The following is a 15768-nucleotide window of genomic DNA, read 5'->3' as shown; positions in this document are numbered from 1 at the left end:
GGCGTCAGAACTGTGAATCGGAACTGGTTTCATACGAGGCGACCTCATTCGCGCCGAATTCGCGCGTGGGCTTGTCGGAGCCGAACTGATACATGGAGAGCCATTGACGGAAGATCGCGTCCATCGAAAAGCGCTTGCTGGCCGATGCTCTCGCCGCGGCGCCCATGCGCGCGCGCAATGCAGGCTCGTCGCGCAAAATCGCGATGCACTTCGCCATCTCTTCCTCGCTCGATGCGACGAAGCCCGTCAGGCCGTGCTGCACGACATCGCGATTGCCGACCACATCCGTGACGACGGCCGGAATGCCAGCGACCTGCGCTTCGATCAGTGCGATAGGCATGCCTTCCCAACGCGATGTCTGAACATAGATATCCATTTCGGACGTCAGTTCGAGCGCGCGATCGCGCGTGACCCAGCCGCTGCACGACACGGCGCCCGAGGGCGTTCCTGCGGGCAACTCTCGTTCATCGCCGCCGATCCACACGAAGCGCACGGAAGGACTATGTAACGCGGCCGCGAGCTTGACGAAGGCTTCGTGATTCTTTTGAAACATCGCGCGTCCGCTCATGCCGATGACGATCTCATCGCCGCTCTTCTCCATCCGCGGCGGAATCTCCGCCACGTTCACGCCGTTCTCGATCATGCGGGCCTGTCGCGCGCGCATCTTCGTTTCGATCTCGACGAGCTCGCTCTTCGAGCATGCGACGATGGTGCCGCCAAGACGCGCCGCGATGCGCTCGAAGCTCAGATAAGCGAACTGCTTCGCAGCCGAGACATCGCGGCGCAGGAAGGCGAGACCATGCGGCGAGTAGAACACGCGCGCACGCGGCGCTGCGATGCGCGCGGCGGCGCGTCCCAGCACGCCAGCCTTCGACGAGTGAAGATGGATCACCGATGGATCGCACTCCTTGAGCTTGCGGATCAAGTCCCGCAGACCTGTCAGGTCGTGCTTCACGCTCACTTCACGAACCATGTTCACGTAGGCCAGCTTGACCGCCGGATGAAAGAGCCTCGCGAAATCGCCGGGCGTTTCCTGCCGAATCGAATGAAGGATCGTTACCCCGACGCCAGCGGCCGCGGCACGGTTCGAAAGCTGGGTCAGCATGGATAGCACACCGCCGCCAAAAGCTTCGGTGATATGGACTATCTCTTTCATATTTGACTCTTCGAATAGCGTCGTGCCGAACGCCCGCGGCTACACGCAATGAGAAGGAATGGCCTGATTGTTATTAGGTAAATGACATGTCACTTTTAAGTACGAGGTACGTATGCGAGGTGGAGCGCGCGCGGCCACCTTGAAAGGAAACGCATACAGAACCGGGATGCGCGTGTCGCAGTACTAATCGAGCGTTATAGGATGCGGTCGGGAAGTACACACGGGATCCGGCATAGCAATGCGCGTTCCTTGCGACAAACGCAACGAACGGCCCCGTCAAGCTCGAATTCAGCCTGGATTTACCTGATGCGAGCACCCGAATGGGTCAACGTGACCGAGACAGGCGCAGCGAGGTTGGTCTTGGCGAAGATTGTTCTGCGTCACGCCGATGCTATGCGCTCGAGCCAGGTAAAAACGGCTTCTCTGCGGCGGGACGTCAAGTGGAACTATCGATCGGGTTTCGAGCGTCCAAGGACTGCTTGGGGTACCTCACTCCGCGCTCGAAGGAAGAGTCATTACTGTGCAGACGAATATGGATTTTCCGCGATCATTTCCGATGCATTCTGCTGAGCAATAGCGGCTTCACAAATCTGCAGAACTATTTGCAGATCCTTGAGCGGGACTGCGACGGACTGCATGCGCAGGCTTTCGGCCTGATCCACCAGCTTCTGTACGTGTTCAATTGACGTTTCTTCTGTTTCCATCACAAGGCTCTCTTAATTAAACACTGTTCGTACCAATACGATATCGGCTCGAACTGCATTGGTCCGTTCGTTGAGTCACATACTTAAATGCAACTTTGTAGTAGGGCGCAAGTCGAACACGCCCAGTGCAGCTTGGAAGTGCAAAGGCGGGTACGGCTACGTCGTCGTTCCTGAACCTGCGCCTTCGGCGATCGGGCGCTTCAACAGCGGCACACCTTGCAGATACAGCGTGAAGGCCATCGCCGCAGCGATGAATGTCTCGACGATCAGCACCGTCGCCGCCGCTCCTTGCTCGCCGAAGAGCTTGACGAGCACGGCGAGGACGCCGAAGTTCACTACGGCAGATGCCATCAGCACGCGGCTGAATTGCGACCTCATGCCGAGCGGAAGCATCGTCTGAACACCGAAGAGATCCGAGAGTCCGGCCATCAACGGCACGAACGCCATCCATCGCAACACCTCTACGGTAGGCAAGAACTTCGGTCCATACAAGAGTTTTACTGCAAGCGGAGCGCCGAAGAAGATGCATACCGAGATCAGCGACACGATCACGCCCTGCACGACGAACATCTTGCGCAAGAACGCGAAGGCATCGTCCCTGGCGTGATGCATGAGAAAGCTCACGCGTGGATAAGCCGCCGTCTTCAACGGTTGAAGCATATTCAATGCCGCGCGGATCAGCTTGTCCGCCGCTGCGAAATAGCCGGCCGCAACGTTGCCCGCAATGAACGTAAGCAGCACGATGTTGCTCGACGCATAGATATCGACGATGGACGTTGCGATGAACACGCTCCAGCCGTCCTTCAGACGACTGACGATAGTCTTGAACGACACGCGCACGAAGTCGAGCTCGCGCCGAAAGTACAAATACGTGCAAATTGCGATGCCCGAGAGCAGCGGCACCAACGCGTTGACGGCCATCGCGATAAGGAGATCGTCGTGCTCGCGCACGAAGAGATACATCGCAGGAATGCTGAGCGCGCGTCCGATGAATACGAGCACGCTCAACATGCCGAGATCTTCGATGCCCTGGAAATACCATGTTGGAATCAGCATGGCGCCGACTGCCTGGCCATAACCGACGAGCAGGAGAGAGCGATTCTCCTCCAGATACGGCACGACGGACGTCAGCGCGAGTACCACGACGAATCCCGCGAGCGCGAGCATGGCTTGCGTAAGGATGGTTTCCCAAAACTCCTTTGAGCGCAGCTCGCGGTTGTCGCGATTGATCGAAATCTTCGGCGTGGCCGTCAGCGAAAAGCTGTAGTTCGTGATCGAGATGAAGTAGGCCGTGAAGGCCAGGCCGAATGCAAGTCGTCCATATTCGCCCGGACCGAGCACGCGCGCGAGCCACGGTACCGTCAGGAGCGGTGCGAGGTATGTCGATACCTGCAACGTCATCAGAATCGTGAAGTTCTTTCGGAATGAAGCCATTGAACGGTTTTTCCCTGCTTTAGCGCAGCGTGATCTTGATGACTATGACGCAAGATTGCGAACCGTGCAGGTTCGCTGATTGAGTGGGCCTTTGCCAGACAACACAGGGAGCGGATAGTTTCGCTCGTGTGTCTCGCCGTCGATGCGGCATGCGGCCAAAGTGGTCTGCGCGCCCATGCGTTGGCCTGGCGTCGGGTGCGCGTGTGTCGAACGGAATGCGCCGGTTCCGGACCCGCCGATGTCTGTCCGGAGAATGCGCAAACGTTATCGCAAATGTTATTTAACAAAAGAAAAGCGTATTCATCAGTGGGTTTGCCCACGCAAGGGTTCAACCGAGCGTTGATCGTTCGATTGAAAACTACTCAAAGTGCTGGTAGGCATCGGTGCGCTCATGAAACTGACCGCGCCGCCATCTTTCGCGGTTGCCCCGCATCGCAGCGATTCGTTAGCGGCGAATGCTTAGCGAAATCCTTAAGGCGGCTCATGAATTTCTTAGTCATTGTTGACACTTGCGTGAGGACGCCCGCGTACATTGCCTGAAGAATGCGTGCGCGCTGCCACGGGCGGACGCAACTCGCGGCCGAGCGCGCGCTTGATCAGGCGCTTGGCCTGAAACCAGCGGCGATCGATGACTATCTTCCGGTGAAAGCGCAGTTCCTTCGGCGTATCGGTGCGGGGCGCGGCGAAGTCGCGATAGTGTGCGGCGGTGGCCTCGATCGTTCGCATCGATTCCGCGAATGCGCGAGTATCCACGCGCGCGGCCTGAAAGCACGCATACGAGAAGACCTTGTGGAACATCGCGAGCCAGAAGGGGTCCAGCGCGCCGCCGGTGCAGCGCTCCATCGTTTCTTCTGCGCAGGTCGCGAGCGACATCACCGTGTAAGGCGTTGCCTTCGTGGTGATGCTGCCTGCGCGGCGCCGATAGAAATAGAGATCGTCGGCGAGACGGAAGAGAGAGTTCGCGCGCGCATAGACGCGCGGAATCGCGGCGGCGTCTTCGTAGACGCGGCCCGTCGGAAATTCGATGCCGTTCCACAGTTCGCGCTTATAGACACGCGCGACCGGAAACACCTGATACACGCGCGCGAAGTCGAGCAACGCATCGAGATCGCATGCGCGATGACCGACCGTCGACGGATCGATCAGCGTGACCTTGTCGATCACCTTGCCGTCCGAATTGATGATGCCCACGTTGAACTCGATGATGTCCGCCGTATTGGCGTCGAGAAGCGGCATGATCTTCGCGGTGAAATCCGCCGACCAGACATCGTCCGAATCGAGAAAGCCGATATACGGCGACGTCGCTTCGGCGATCGCGCGATTACGTGCCGCAGACACGCCACGGTTTTCCTGATGGATCACGCGCATATTGCGGGCGCGGCCGCTACGTTGAATGTCGAGTATGCGTTCGAGCGTGTGGTCGGTCGAGCCATCGTCGATGACGATCAGTTCGATTTCATCGGCGCGCGGTTGCGAGAGCGCGGATTCCAGCGATGCGGTGATGAAGTGTTCGACGTTGTACGCAGGGATGATCACCGAGAGAAGGGTTTCAGGTTTGCCTTGATGGGCGTGAGTCATAGTGCTGATGTCACTCATAGAGTTTGGCATGAAGCCCAGCGTAGCCGGGACGGCTCATGTGCGCCGTATGCCCGATGTGCTGACTCCAATTGGAAAGCTATTGGCAGCGCCAGGCCGCAAAGGTTCGGCCTGACGCATGAATTTGGATCGCGGCGCTATTCTGGAAGCTCGCGCCGCAAAAGTCGTTGTCAACAGAAAAATAAAATCGACAGCGCTCTTTGCTTTGAAAATCTTCATGACGAAGATGAGGGCCGTACATGGCAGGGCTATTAAAACAGCAAACACGGTTCCTGCGGCTTTTTAAGCCCTGTAAAAAAGGTAACTGAATTTATTTTGCTAAGGGATGAAATTCCTTAAACCGAATTAATAGTAATCCGATACTTTCTATGACCGTGCAAATGAAGGATCGATATGCGCACGGACGCGAAATGTGCACTCGCACGCAAATTGCTGATCCGGCATGGCGAGGCGGCCGGCGCACCGTGGCCGCATGCGGGGTAGGCGCTCACATATAATGACCTGCAAGGATTCATATGCGGCGTATATTCCTCAGGGCATACGCGCTGTGCAGCGTCGGCGCATCCGCCTCTCCGGGACATCGAACCTCAACACCGTTATACGCAAGGATCCATGATCGTGACAACGTCCTTTTCCAGTACGGTCGAACCGGAAGGCGACAAGTCCTTCGATGCGGCCGTCGCGGGAAACGACGGCGTGCTGGTGCTCGACAGCGCTCAGCGCTGCCTTTCGGCCGACGCCGTCCTCGCTCATCTCTTCGATCTCGAACCCGCCGCGCTCGAAGGCCGCGTACTCGCCGATACCGCGTTGCCCCGGCCGCTCACCGCCGTGCTCGCCGAGGCCGCGGATGCAGCGCTCGCCGGCAACGGCACGCGTCGCGCGCAAGTGACGATCGGCGATGAAGGCGCGGCGCGCGCCTTTTCGGTCATCGCGCTGCCCGGCCCGGATTGCGTCACGCTGATCGTGTCGCCTTCGAGCGCGTCGGGCGACGGGCAGCACGACGCCGCGGACCGCATCGCGCATCTGCGAGCCGAGGCCGCGCTCTTCATGCGCGATCACGTGTTGTCGGTCGTGTCGCACGATCTGCGCGGCCCGTTGAATGCGATCCATAGCTGGGGCTATGTGCTCGAACGCAAAGTCGACGCCAACGATCCCGCAGCGCAGCGCGCACTCGCCGGCATTCGTTCGGGCGTCGAACAACAGGTGAAGCTGATCGAGCAATCCGTCGATACGACGCGCGCGGAAACCAAGGCGTTGTCGGTTGCGCTCGCGCCTGTGGCGTTGCGGCCGCTATTGGAGAAGAGCGCATCGCTCGCGCGTGCCGGCGTTGCGCGCGCTCGAGACGTGAGCATCGAAATCGAATCGCCGCTTGCGGAAGAGCAACTCGAAGGCGATGCCGAGCGTCTGTTGCAGGCGATCTGGCTGATGCTGGCGTTCGCCGCCGAAGCGAGTCCGGGCGGCGCGACGGTGCATGCGTCGAGCAACATCGAGGGCAGCATGTGGCGCACGGACGTGCGTTTCACGGCATCGGCACAAGCGTTGAACGATACGTCGTCGCCGCACGTGCTCGAAGCGTTCGCGCGCCGCCAGGCGCTGGAGCCGCGCGAAGGCGGGCGCATTGCGTGGGGCCTGGCGCTGGCGAAGCGCGTGTCCGAGGCGCACGGCGGTGCGTTCGAGCACAGCGATATCGCGGACAATGCAGAGGTCACGTTGTCGGTGCGCGTTCCGGTCGCTGGGATGTAAATTGACTTTCGAAGACCTGTCGCCCATATACTGACGCTTTCCACTTCCGAAGAGAGTTGCTTTGGCTCAGGTTGTCGCGCTGATCGGCGCATTGTTGCTCGTCGCGTTGAATGGTTTCTTCGTCGCGGCGGAGTTCGGGCTCGTCAAGCTGCGGCCCACGCGCGTCAAGGCACTGGCGCGCACCAACGGCCTGCCGGGCCGTCTGCTCGCGAAGGTGCACGGGCAGCTCGACGCTTACCTGTCCGCCTGCCAGCTCGGCATCACGCTGGCGTCCCTCGGGCTTGGCTGGATCGGCGAGCCGGCTTTCGCCACGCTGCTGCATCCGTTGTTTTCGCTCTTCGGCGTCGAGTCGGAAAAGCTCATCGACTCGATCTCGCTCTTCTTCGCGTTCTCGGTCATTTCGTTTCTGCATATCGTCGTCGGCGAACTGGCGCCGAAGTCATGGGCCATCCGCCGCTCGGAGCAGGTGGGGCTGTGGCTCGCGATGCCGCTCTACGGTTTTTACTGGCTGATGTATCCGTTCATCTGGGTGCTGAATTCGAGCGCGAATTTCGTGCTGCGTCTTTTCGGCATGTCGGGGGATCATGGTCACGACGCGCATTACTCCACCGACGAGCTCAAGCTGATTTTGCGCGGGCGTCATCATGGCGGCGGGTCTGCGTATAACGAGGACGAATGGAACACGATCGCGCATTCGCTCGATTTCAGCCGCATGACGGTGTCGGATCTGATGCGTCCGGCGCACGAGCTCGTCGGCCTGCGTAATGATCTTCCTATGCGCGATAACCTCGCTGTGATTTCGCGGCATCGTTTCTCGCGCTATCCGCTTTTCGCCGATGCATCGGGGGAGCGCGTGATCGGCATGATCCATCTGAAGGACTTGCTGCTTGCCGGCGATGGCGGCGCGCGCGGTTTTCACTTCAGCTTTTCGAAGGATGCCCCCGACAAGATCGACAAGCTATCGCGTCATGTGCGGCCCGTTCAATACGTCGCGCCGAATCTTTCGGCGCTCGAATTGTTTCGACGTTTTCGCAAGGGTGCGCCGCATCTGGCGATCGTCGGGCGCAAGGGCGCGAAGCCGATCGGCTTCATTACGCTGGATAATCTGCTTGGTGCGCTCGTCGGGCAGATTCACGACGAGTTCCGTCAGGGCGATGCGGACTGGTCACGCATGGACGATGGCACGTTGATGGGCAAGGGCAGCTTGCCGGTGGTGTCGCTGGAGCGGGCGCTGGGCATCGATATCGATGAAGGACGTGCGGAGTCGGTCGGCGGCCTCGTGATCAATGCGCTCGGGGATCTGCCCACTGAGGGGCAGAGGGTTGAATTCGATCGATTCGATATCGTTGTCAAGAAGATGAAGGGGCCGAGGATTGTTTTGGTGCGGGTGTATCCTCGCGAGGAGGCGCTTGAGGAAGCGGAATGACTTTTTTTCGCTGGATCCCGAATTGGAGTTGGTTTATTAGCTTCGCCCCTATGCGGGGCGGCAGTCACTTTCTTTGCTGCTGCAAAGAAAGTAACCAAAGAAACAGCCATCCCCAGCCTAAGCACTTCCAGCCGGCCGCGGCACAGAACTAATTTCTTGGTCCGGCAGTAGCGAGTGCCTTCACAAAACTCACCGGGCGTGGATCGCGCACGGTCTGACATATCGCGCCGCACTACTGAGTGGTTCAGCACGAAATAGCTCCAGCCCGCTCCGCGGCCGACCGGTCCATCGGGTTCACGTATGTGCGCGATTCTGCGCGCACAAGCTGGTTTCGCTTGCATACCCCGCGGCAGCGCGTAGCGCTGTGCCGAAGCTATTTCGTGCTGAACCAGCGCACTTAGAGCTATCGGGCGGCAGACCGTGCGCGGTCCACGCCCGATGAGACCTACGAGAACACTCGCTACTCTGGGGGCCATTAGTTCGATCGCCTGTGCCGCGGCCGGCGTGAAGTGCTTAGGCTGGGAAAAGCTGCTTTCTTTGCCTACTTTCTTTGCAGCAGCAAAGAAAGTAGGTGCCGCCCCGCACAGGGGCAATGCTAATAAACCAACGCGAATACGGGATCCGGCGAAAACAAAAAAACAAACCCTAAGGCCGAGGAACCCCTTCCTCCACCAACAACGCCACCGGCATCACCCCCAAAGCATCTCGCAAGAAAAGCATCTCGCCTTCAGCCTTAGGCGCATTGGGACTCACCCAATCAAACAACGCCCGCGAATGCAGCGCCTCCGGCAACACGACAGCCGTCTCCCCCCAACGCTCAGCCTCGACGAGCGGCACATCGCGCCCGATACCCAACAGCGGCTCAGCAAGCCGCGTAGCAATCACGATGGCAAACGCGCTCCCCGCATGCCGCGCATAAGCAATCACATGCCCCGCATGTTCCCCACGCACCTCCAGCGGCACATACTCGCCCTGAGCAAACAACGACTCGCAATGCTTGCGCAAAGCCAAAGCACGCCGCACGAGCGCAAGCTTCACGCGCCCATCGCGCCAATTGGATAACTGTTCCGAAGGCGGCCCCATCTCTTCGACTTCCGCAAGCCACGCCCGGCGCAATTCATAATCGACAGGCCGGCGATTGTCCGGATCGACCAGACTGAAATCCCACAACTCCGTGCCCTGATAAAGATCCGGCACGCCCGGCGACGTCAGCCGCAATAGCGTCTGCTGAAAGCTGTTGATCGCGCCGAGCGGTCCGATACGCGCCACGAACGCCGACAACTCCTGAAGAAAGCCATTGCGCCGCTGCGGCGCGACGATATCGAACAGAAAGTCCCTGCACGCGCTCTCGTACGCTTCGTCGGGTGCGAACCAGCTCGTGCGCAGCTTCGCCTCGCGCAGCGCCTTCAACTGCCACTGCGCCACGCGTTCCGCAAGCGCGTGAACGCCGGTCTCATCATCAGGGGCGAGCGTCGTCGGCCAGCATCCGACGAGCATCTGATAAAGCATCGCCTCCGCTGCCGGCCCCGGTGCCCAATCGTGGCTATCGCTCGTTTCATCATGGCCGCCGCCCGGACCTCGTCGCAACGGGGTGTTCAACGTAGACCATTGCCTGAGCGTCGCGGACCATTCGTCAGGGATCTCGCTCAACGCCGCAATGCGCGCGCGCACGTCTTCTCCACGCTTGTGATCGTGCGTCGCCGTGCAGAGCATCGCGTGCGGGAAGGTCTCGAATCGTTCGCGATTGCACTTGTGAAACTCATCGACGGATAACGCGAACTCGCCGGGGTCCGCACCGACTTCATTGCGCGACACGAGCCGTCCATACCGATAGCACGCCGTATCCTCGACGGCCTTCGCCGCCACCGGCGACGTCAATTGCGAGAACAGCGTCTGCGCCGCGCGGCGCTGCGATCCGCTCGACGACGGCGGATTTTGCCCCGCCTGCGCCTGAGTTCGATCGCGATCACGCTCACGATTGCGTTCGGCAGCGCGATCCCTGCCGCGTTCGCTGCGTTCAGCGCGTTCGGGTTGCGGTGCCTCGTCGGGCAGCTTGTCGCCCAGCCATTGCGCGACCTGATCGAGCACGACATGATCCGCTTTCGCGAGCACCGCGCGCGCGGCGTCGAGCGCGTGCGAGAAGAAGCGTTCGTCCTCGGGGCTACGCACGCCGCCCACCGGATAGATGCGATACACCGGAAACTGCACGACGAGTTCCGCCACCACGCGACGTATCGACGTGAAGGTGAAATCGCGCGTGTTCTGCGCATCGCGGGCAATGCGATGCAGCGCGCGCGTCACGCGATCCAGCTCCGCCGCGAGATTCTCGGCGAGTATCTTGCGGCGCGCGGCGAGCGCTTCGTCGGCGAACGAGGCGCTCTTGCCCGTGATGTCCGCCCACAGCGCAGCGAGCGGCGCCGCACCAGCCGGGTCGTGCAGCAGCGCGCCAACGTCGTTCATGAAGTCGTAGCCGGTCGTGCCGTCGACCTGCCAGTCGCGGCGCAACGGCTCGCCGCGCGCGAGAATTTTCTCGACGACGAAATACGTGCGCCCGTTACCGTGCCGCAACGCCTCGGGCCGCTGGACCGACAGCTCTTCCAGCCGCGCGCGCAGGCGCTGGCAATATTCGCGCGGCTCGGCGAGGCCATCGACATGATCGACGCGCACGCCATCGAGCAGACCTTCGGTGAAGAGCCTGAAGATCAGCGCATGCGATGCCTCGAACACCTCGGGCCGCTCGACGCGCACGCCGCCCAGCGTGCTCACATCGAAGAAGCGCCGCCAGTTCACTTCGTCCGCCGCGGTGCGCCACCACGCGAGCCGGTAATGCTGACGCTCGAGCAGTCGATGCAGCCGGTCGCGGCCCGCGGACGTATCCGGCGAATGCGCGGCGAGAATGGCTTCGATCGCGGCCTGGCCGCCCTCGGTCTGCGCGATAGTGACGAGCGCGGTGCGCGCATCGGCGGCGCGCGGCTGATCGACGGGCTGGGTCGTCAGGCCGGTGAAGCGTTGCGCAAGTTCGGGCGCTTCCTGCAACACGGCGGGGTAATCGACCGGACAGACCGGAAACACATTCGCGTAATACTCGATGACGAAGCGCCCTTCGTCCGCGCGATAGGCAAGCCTGATCTTGCCGCCTTGCAGCTCGTCGCCATAGGGTGCGCCGAGAAACGGTGCGAGCACCTTGCCGCGCAACGCGGGATCGGGCGAATGCCAGTCCACATCGAAAAAGCGCGCATGCGTGGCGTGCCGTCCCCATTCGAGGATGTCCTGCCACCACACGTTCTCCGACCCGCCCACGCCCATGTGATTCGGCACGATATCGACGATGAGGCCCATCTCGTGCGCGCGCAGCTTCTCGACGAAGCGTCGCAGGCCGTCTTCGCCGCCCAGCTCGGGATTGACCTTCGTGGGGTCCACGACGTCATAGCCGTGCGTGGAACCGGCGGTCGCGGTCGTGATCGGCGACACATAGGCGTGACTCACGCCGAGCAGCGCGAAGTAGTCGACGAGCGCGGCGGCATCGTCGAACGTGAAGCCCTTGTGAAGCTGAAGCCTGAGCGTGGAACGCGGTACGGTCATGGTGTTTCGGAGTTCGATGTAGGTTCGTTCGGTTGCCCGGCGCGCTTGCGCGCAGTATCGACGGCGAGCAGGCGATCGGAAAAGGCGTCGTCGAGGAACAGTTCGTCGACTGGGCGGACCAAACGCCTGCGCCAGTTCGGATGCTCGTCGATGGAGCCGGGTAAATTCGGCTGCTCCGCGAGCGCGAGCAGGTCTTCGAGCGGATACGTGACGAGCGGTGCGGGCGTCGCGGCGACGAAGGCCAGCGCCTCATCGACGGGCGCGTTGTCGATATCGGGCGCCTCCACGTCGTCCGGCGCGATGCCCGCATCCTGGAACGCGCGCCACAAATGTTCGCGGTCCTCGCCGCGTTCTTCGAGCGCAACTTCGACCGGGTCGCGTCCATCGGCGCGCGCCATCGTCTGGCCGATCTTCGAGCGCCACACGATGTCCTCGCCGCGCCACCATCCGGTGACGGTCGGCAGGTCGTGCGTGGTCGTCGTCGCCGTGACGCCCGCGTCCCATTCGCGCGGCGGCTTGAAGCCCGGCCCGTCCACCTCCCGCTCGAACCAGAGCACGCGAATACCCAGCAAGCCGTGCTCCTGCAAGCGCTCCGTGAAACCGGGCGGCACCGTGCCGAGATCTTCGCCGACCACGATCGCGCGATGCCGCCACGATTCGAGCGCGATCAGCCGCAGCATGTCGTCGAGCGGATAGCGCAGATACGCGCCGTCCTTCGCGCTTTCGCCTTCGGGCACGAGCCACAGACGCCGCAAGCCGAGAATGTGGTCGATGCGGATGCCGCCCGCGCACTTGAACGCGCAGCGCAGCATGTCGATGAACGCCGCGAAGCCTTGCGTGCGCATCGCGCGCGGCGAGAACGTCGTGAGTCCCCACGATTGCCCGGCCTGATTGAAGAGGTCGGGCGGCGCGCCGACGGACACGCCCGTCAGCATTTCATCGCGATACGACCATGCGTGGCTGCCCGCGCTGTCGCAACCGACCGCGAGATCCGCGACGAGACCGACCGCCATGCCCGCATCGCGCGCGGCGTGCTGCGCGTGCATGAGCCCTTTGGCGGCGAGCCATTGCGCGAAGAGATAGAAGTCGACTTCGCGGCGGTTCGCGTCGGCGAATTCGGTGACTGCATCGCTGCGCGGATCGCGCAAGGCCTCGGGCCAGTTGCGCCAGTGGCCGTCGCCGTTTTCCGCGATCTGCGCGGCCTGCAGCGCTTCGAAGCGCGCGTGATCTTCGAGCGGACGCCCGCCTTCTTCGACGAACGCGGCGAAGTCCTTTGCGAACGGCGAATCGCGGTCGGCGGAAAACGGCTCGAAGAGCGCGCGCAGCACCGCGAGACGCGCCTTCGATGCGCGCGGCCAGTCGATCAGCGTCAGACCTTCGAGTTCGGTGAGCTCATTGGCGACGCCGGCTTTGTCGATTGCCGCTCGCGCGGCCGGCGCGCCGAGCACGGCGGCGGGGTCCACGTGCGCGATGTTGAAAAAGAGCCGCGATGACGGCGAATACGGGCTGAACTTGTTCGGCTCGGCGCTGAACATCGCGTGCATCGGACTGATGGCGACGGCATGGCCGCCGCGTTTGGCCGTCTGCGTCGCAAGCGATGCAAGCGCGGTGAAATCGCCGATGCCGCCATCGCCGTTGCGCCGCAAGCCGTACACCTGCGCCGCGACGCCCCAGAGCGGCGGCGCGTTGCCGGCGTCGTCGCTGAGCGTGCGCCAGGCATCGTCGAGGGTGAAGCAGCGTGCGGGCGCGACCGCCAGCGTCGTGCGATGGTCGTTGATGACGAGCGTGTGATAGCCCGGCTCCGCGATCGGCGAAAGCAGCGCGATCTCGCCCTTCGGCGACGTGAAGCGCCCGTCGATGACCTCGCCGCTTTCCAGTTCGATGCGATAGCGCGCGCCTTGCTTCGCCGCCGACACCGGCAGCGCGATGCCACGATCCACCTCCGCGGTGATGAGCGGCGGCAGCTTGCGGCCGCTCATTTCGGCATCGACGGCGGACAGGCTCTGCTTGATCTGCGTGGCGTTGCCGCATGGCAGGCCGAGCTTGTCGAGCAGGATGCGCAGCGTCGTTTCCGGCACGCGCTGCATGTTCTTGTGCGCGTCCTGCCATTCGATCTCGAAGCCCGCGTGTTCCGCGAGCGTCTCGATGCCGCTGACGGGTCGCGCGGCGTGGGCATCGCCCTTCTTGCTGGTGGCGGCGCTCACGAGGCTTTCCCTTCGGCCGATGCCGGTTCGAAGCGGCGCGCATCGTGCGCGAGCGCATATTCGTTCACTTCGCCGCTGAGCCACGCGAGGAACGTGCGGCCGCCGAGTTCGCCCTTGGCTGCGGTGTCCTGCGCACGCGCTGGCGTCTCGAAGATGATCTTGCCCGGCGGCGTGTCTTTCAGCGCGATGGCCGTATCGCCGAGATTGAGCGCGACGGACAGCGTTTCGCCGTCGCCGAGCTTCCAGCGCGCGACGAGCGCCTTGTCACTGAGCACGTCCGCGCCGAGCGACTTCGCGCCCTTGAGACGCGGCGTGATGAGCTTCGCGCGCACCGTCAATGCCGAGCGATAGAAGTGCAGCCATTCGAGCCGGTCCACTTCGTCCTGCTTGCCGCTGATTCTGGGCGAGGACATCTCGAAGGTCTTCTTGTCGTTCGGATCGGGGATTTGCGCCCGGCGCTTTTCATCGGTGAATGCGGAAAACTTCGCGAATTCCTTGCGACGGCCTTCACGCACCGCATCGGCGAGCTGGTCGTGATAGTCGGTGAAGAACAGGAACGGCTGCTTCGAGCCGTATTGCTCCTCCATGAACAGCAGCGGAATTTGCGGCGACAGGAGCAGCAGACCCGTCGCGGCGAACAACGCTTCGTCGTCGGTCAACGCGCGCAGGCGATCGCCCATCGCGCGGTTGCCGATCTGATCGTGGTTCTGCAGGAACATCACGAAGCGCGTCGGCGGCAGGTGCGCGCTCTTTTCGCCGCGCGGCTTGCCGTCGTGAATCGGCGACGGATCGCCCTGATACGCGAAGCCTTCCTTCAGGATGCGCGCAAGCTTTTCGATAGGTTTGTCGCAATACGCACCGTAGTAGCTTTCGTCTTCGCCCGTCAAAAGAACGTGCAGCGTGTTGTGCGCGTCGTCGTTCCATTGAGCGTCGAAATGCGTTTCCAGCAGGTTCGCCGTGTTGTGCTCGTTCTCCAGCACGAGATGCACGTGACGGCTCGCCTCGACGGAACTGCGCACGCGATGCGCGAGTTCGCGCAGCCATTCGTCGTCGTTGATCGCGTGCACCGCGTCGAGGCGCAGGCCATCGAAACGATATTCGCTGAGCCAGTAAAGCGCATTGTCGAAGAACAGATCGCGCACCTGCGGACGCTCGAAATCGATCGCCGGTCCCCACGGCGTGTGCACGCCTTCGCGGAAAAAAGGCTTCGCATAGGCATGCAGATAGTTGCCGTCCGGGCCGAAGTGGTTATAGACCACATCGAGAAACACCATCAGGCCGAGGCCGTGCGCGGTATCGACGAGTTGCTTCAGCTCTTCGGGGCGGCCATACGACGAGTCGGGCGCGTAGGGCAGCACGCCGTCGTAGCCCCAGTTGCGCGTGCCGGAAAAATCGTTGAGCGGCATCAGCTCGATCGCCGTCACGCCAAGTTGCGCGAGTTCCGGCAGGCGCGCGATGACGCCCGCATAGCCGCCCATCGCGCCGACGTGCAGTTCATAAAGCACGGTCTCTTCCCAGGGACGACCGTGCCAGTTCGTGTGCGTCCATTTGTACGCGCGCGGATCGATGACTTCGCTCGGACCATGTACGTCCTGCGGCTGAAAGCGCGAGGCGGGATCGGGTACGGCAAGCGCTTCATCCAGCCGATAGCGATAGAGCGTGCCCGCGCCGCCATCGGCTTCGGCTTCGAACCAGCCGTCGCCGGTTGCCTGCATGTCGATGAGTTCGGGTGCGCCGCCCGCGCGCTGGATCTCGACCTGCACGGACTCGCGCGATGGCGCCCAGAAGCGGAAGCGAGTGCGCGGATTTTCGCGCACGGCGCCCGTCAGATGAGCGCCGAAAGGAAGGCAATACGCATGATGATGCTTGTGCGGATCGATCGGACGTTCGGACATGATTTCCTGCCTCAATGCTGCGGTTTTC

10 protein-coding genes are annotated in these 15768 nt (G+C 62.1%); 3 read left to right on the top strand and 7 right to left on the bottom strand.

The window, feature by feature from the left end:
* Positions 1 to 4 precede the first annotated feature (4 nt).
* From AWB74_RS02825 to AWB74_RS02810, 4 genes are all read right to left on the bottom strand, one after another.
* Positions 5 to 1156, bottom strand: coding sequence for a glycosyltransferase (locus tag AWB74_RS02825; RefSeq protein WP_061145188.1), 1152 nt, complete (start codon positions 1154 to 1156; stop codon positions 5 to 7).
* A 515-nt stretch (positions 1157 to 1671) separates the two neighbouring features.
* The gene (locus tag AWB74_RS02820; RefSeq protein WP_061145187.1) at positions 1672 to 1860 is read right to left on the bottom strand and encodes a hypothetical protein; all 189 of its coding nucleotides are present in this window, start codon (positions 1858 to 1860) and stop codon (positions 1672 to 1674) included.
* A gap of 156 nt (positions 1861 to 2016) precedes the next feature.
* On the bottom strand, positions 2017 to 3294 hold the full coding sequence (locus AWB74_RS02815) for a flippase (RefSeq protein WP_061145186.1): 1278 nt from the start codon (positions 3292 to 3294) through the stop codon (positions 2017 to 2019).
* Positions 3295 to 3786: 492 nt separating this feature from the next.
* Positions 3787 to 4872 carry a glycosyltransferase family 2 protein gene (locus tag AWB74_RS02810; protein ID WP_061145185.1) on the bottom strand — a complete coding sequence of 362 codons (1086 nt, stop codon included), beginning with the start codon at positions 4870 to 4872 and terminating at the stop codon, positions 3787 to 3789.
* A gap of 136 nt (positions 4873 to 5008) precedes the next feature.
* Here AWB74_RS02810 and AWB74_RS46340 point away from each other — a divergent pair, with 136 nt between their 5' ends.
* The 3 genes from AWB74_RS46340 to AWB74_RS02800 all read left to right on the top strand — a co-directional run bounded on the left by AWB74_RS46340 (position 5009) and on the right by AWB74_RS02800 (position 8059).
* Positions 5009 to 5176: a hypothetical protein gene (locus AWB74_RS46340; protein ID WP_160110225.1), complete on the top strand. Its 168-nt coding sequence runs from the start codon at positions 5009 to 5011 to the stop codon at positions 5174 to 5176.
* A gap of 332 nt (positions 5177 to 5508) precedes the next feature.
* Entirely contained in the window at positions 5509 to 6633 is a 1125-nt protein-coding gene (locus tag AWB74_RS02805) for a sensor histidine kinase (RefSeq protein WP_235024461.1), read from the top strand.
* A gap of 61 nt (positions 6634 to 6694) precedes the next feature.
* Positions 6695 to 8059 (top strand): hemolysin family protein, encoded by a 1365-nt coding sequence (locus AWB74_RS02800; protein ID WP_061145184.1) that lies wholly within the window; start codon positions 6695 to 6697, stop codon positions 8057 to 8059.
* Between the two features lie 645 nt (positions 8060 to 8704).
* Here the strand turns inward: AWB74_RS02800 and treY are convergent.
* From treY to treZ, 3 genes are read right to left on the bottom strand one after another with little or no spacing between them, the layout of a single operon-like run.
* Positions 8705 to 11641 (bottom strand): malto-oligosyltrehalose synthase, encoded by a 2937-nt coding sequence (gene treY, locus AWB74_RS02795; protein ID WP_061145183.1) that lies wholly within the window; start codon positions 11639 to 11641, stop codon positions 8705 to 8707.
* Positions 11638 to 13845, bottom strand: a complete 2208-nt coding sequence (gene malQ / locus AWB74_RS02790) for a 4-alpha-glucanotransferase (RefSeq protein ID WP_061145182.1) — start codon at positions 13843 to 13845, stop codon at positions 11638 to 11640. The genes treY and malQ overlap by 4 nt, the downstream gene beginning before the upstream one ends.
* The gene (gene treZ, locus AWB74_RS02785; protein ID WP_061145181.1) at positions 13842 to 15740 is read right to left on the bottom strand and encodes a malto-oligosyltrehalose trehalohydrolase; all 1899 of its coding nucleotides are present in this window, start codon (positions 15738 to 15740) and stop codon (positions 13842 to 13844) included. The genes malQ and treZ overlap by 4 nt, the downstream gene beginning before the upstream one ends.
* Positions 15741 to 15768: the final 28 nt, after the last annotated feature.

Origin of the sequence: Caballeronia arvi (genome assembly GCF_001544695.2) — a bacterium.
Lineage (GTDB): Bacteria > Pseudomonadota > Gammaproteobacteria > Burkholderiales > Burkholderiaceae > Caballeronia > Caballeronia arvi.
Note: the sequence above shows the minus strand (reverse complement) of the source record. Positions and strands in the feature narration are given on the sequence as shown.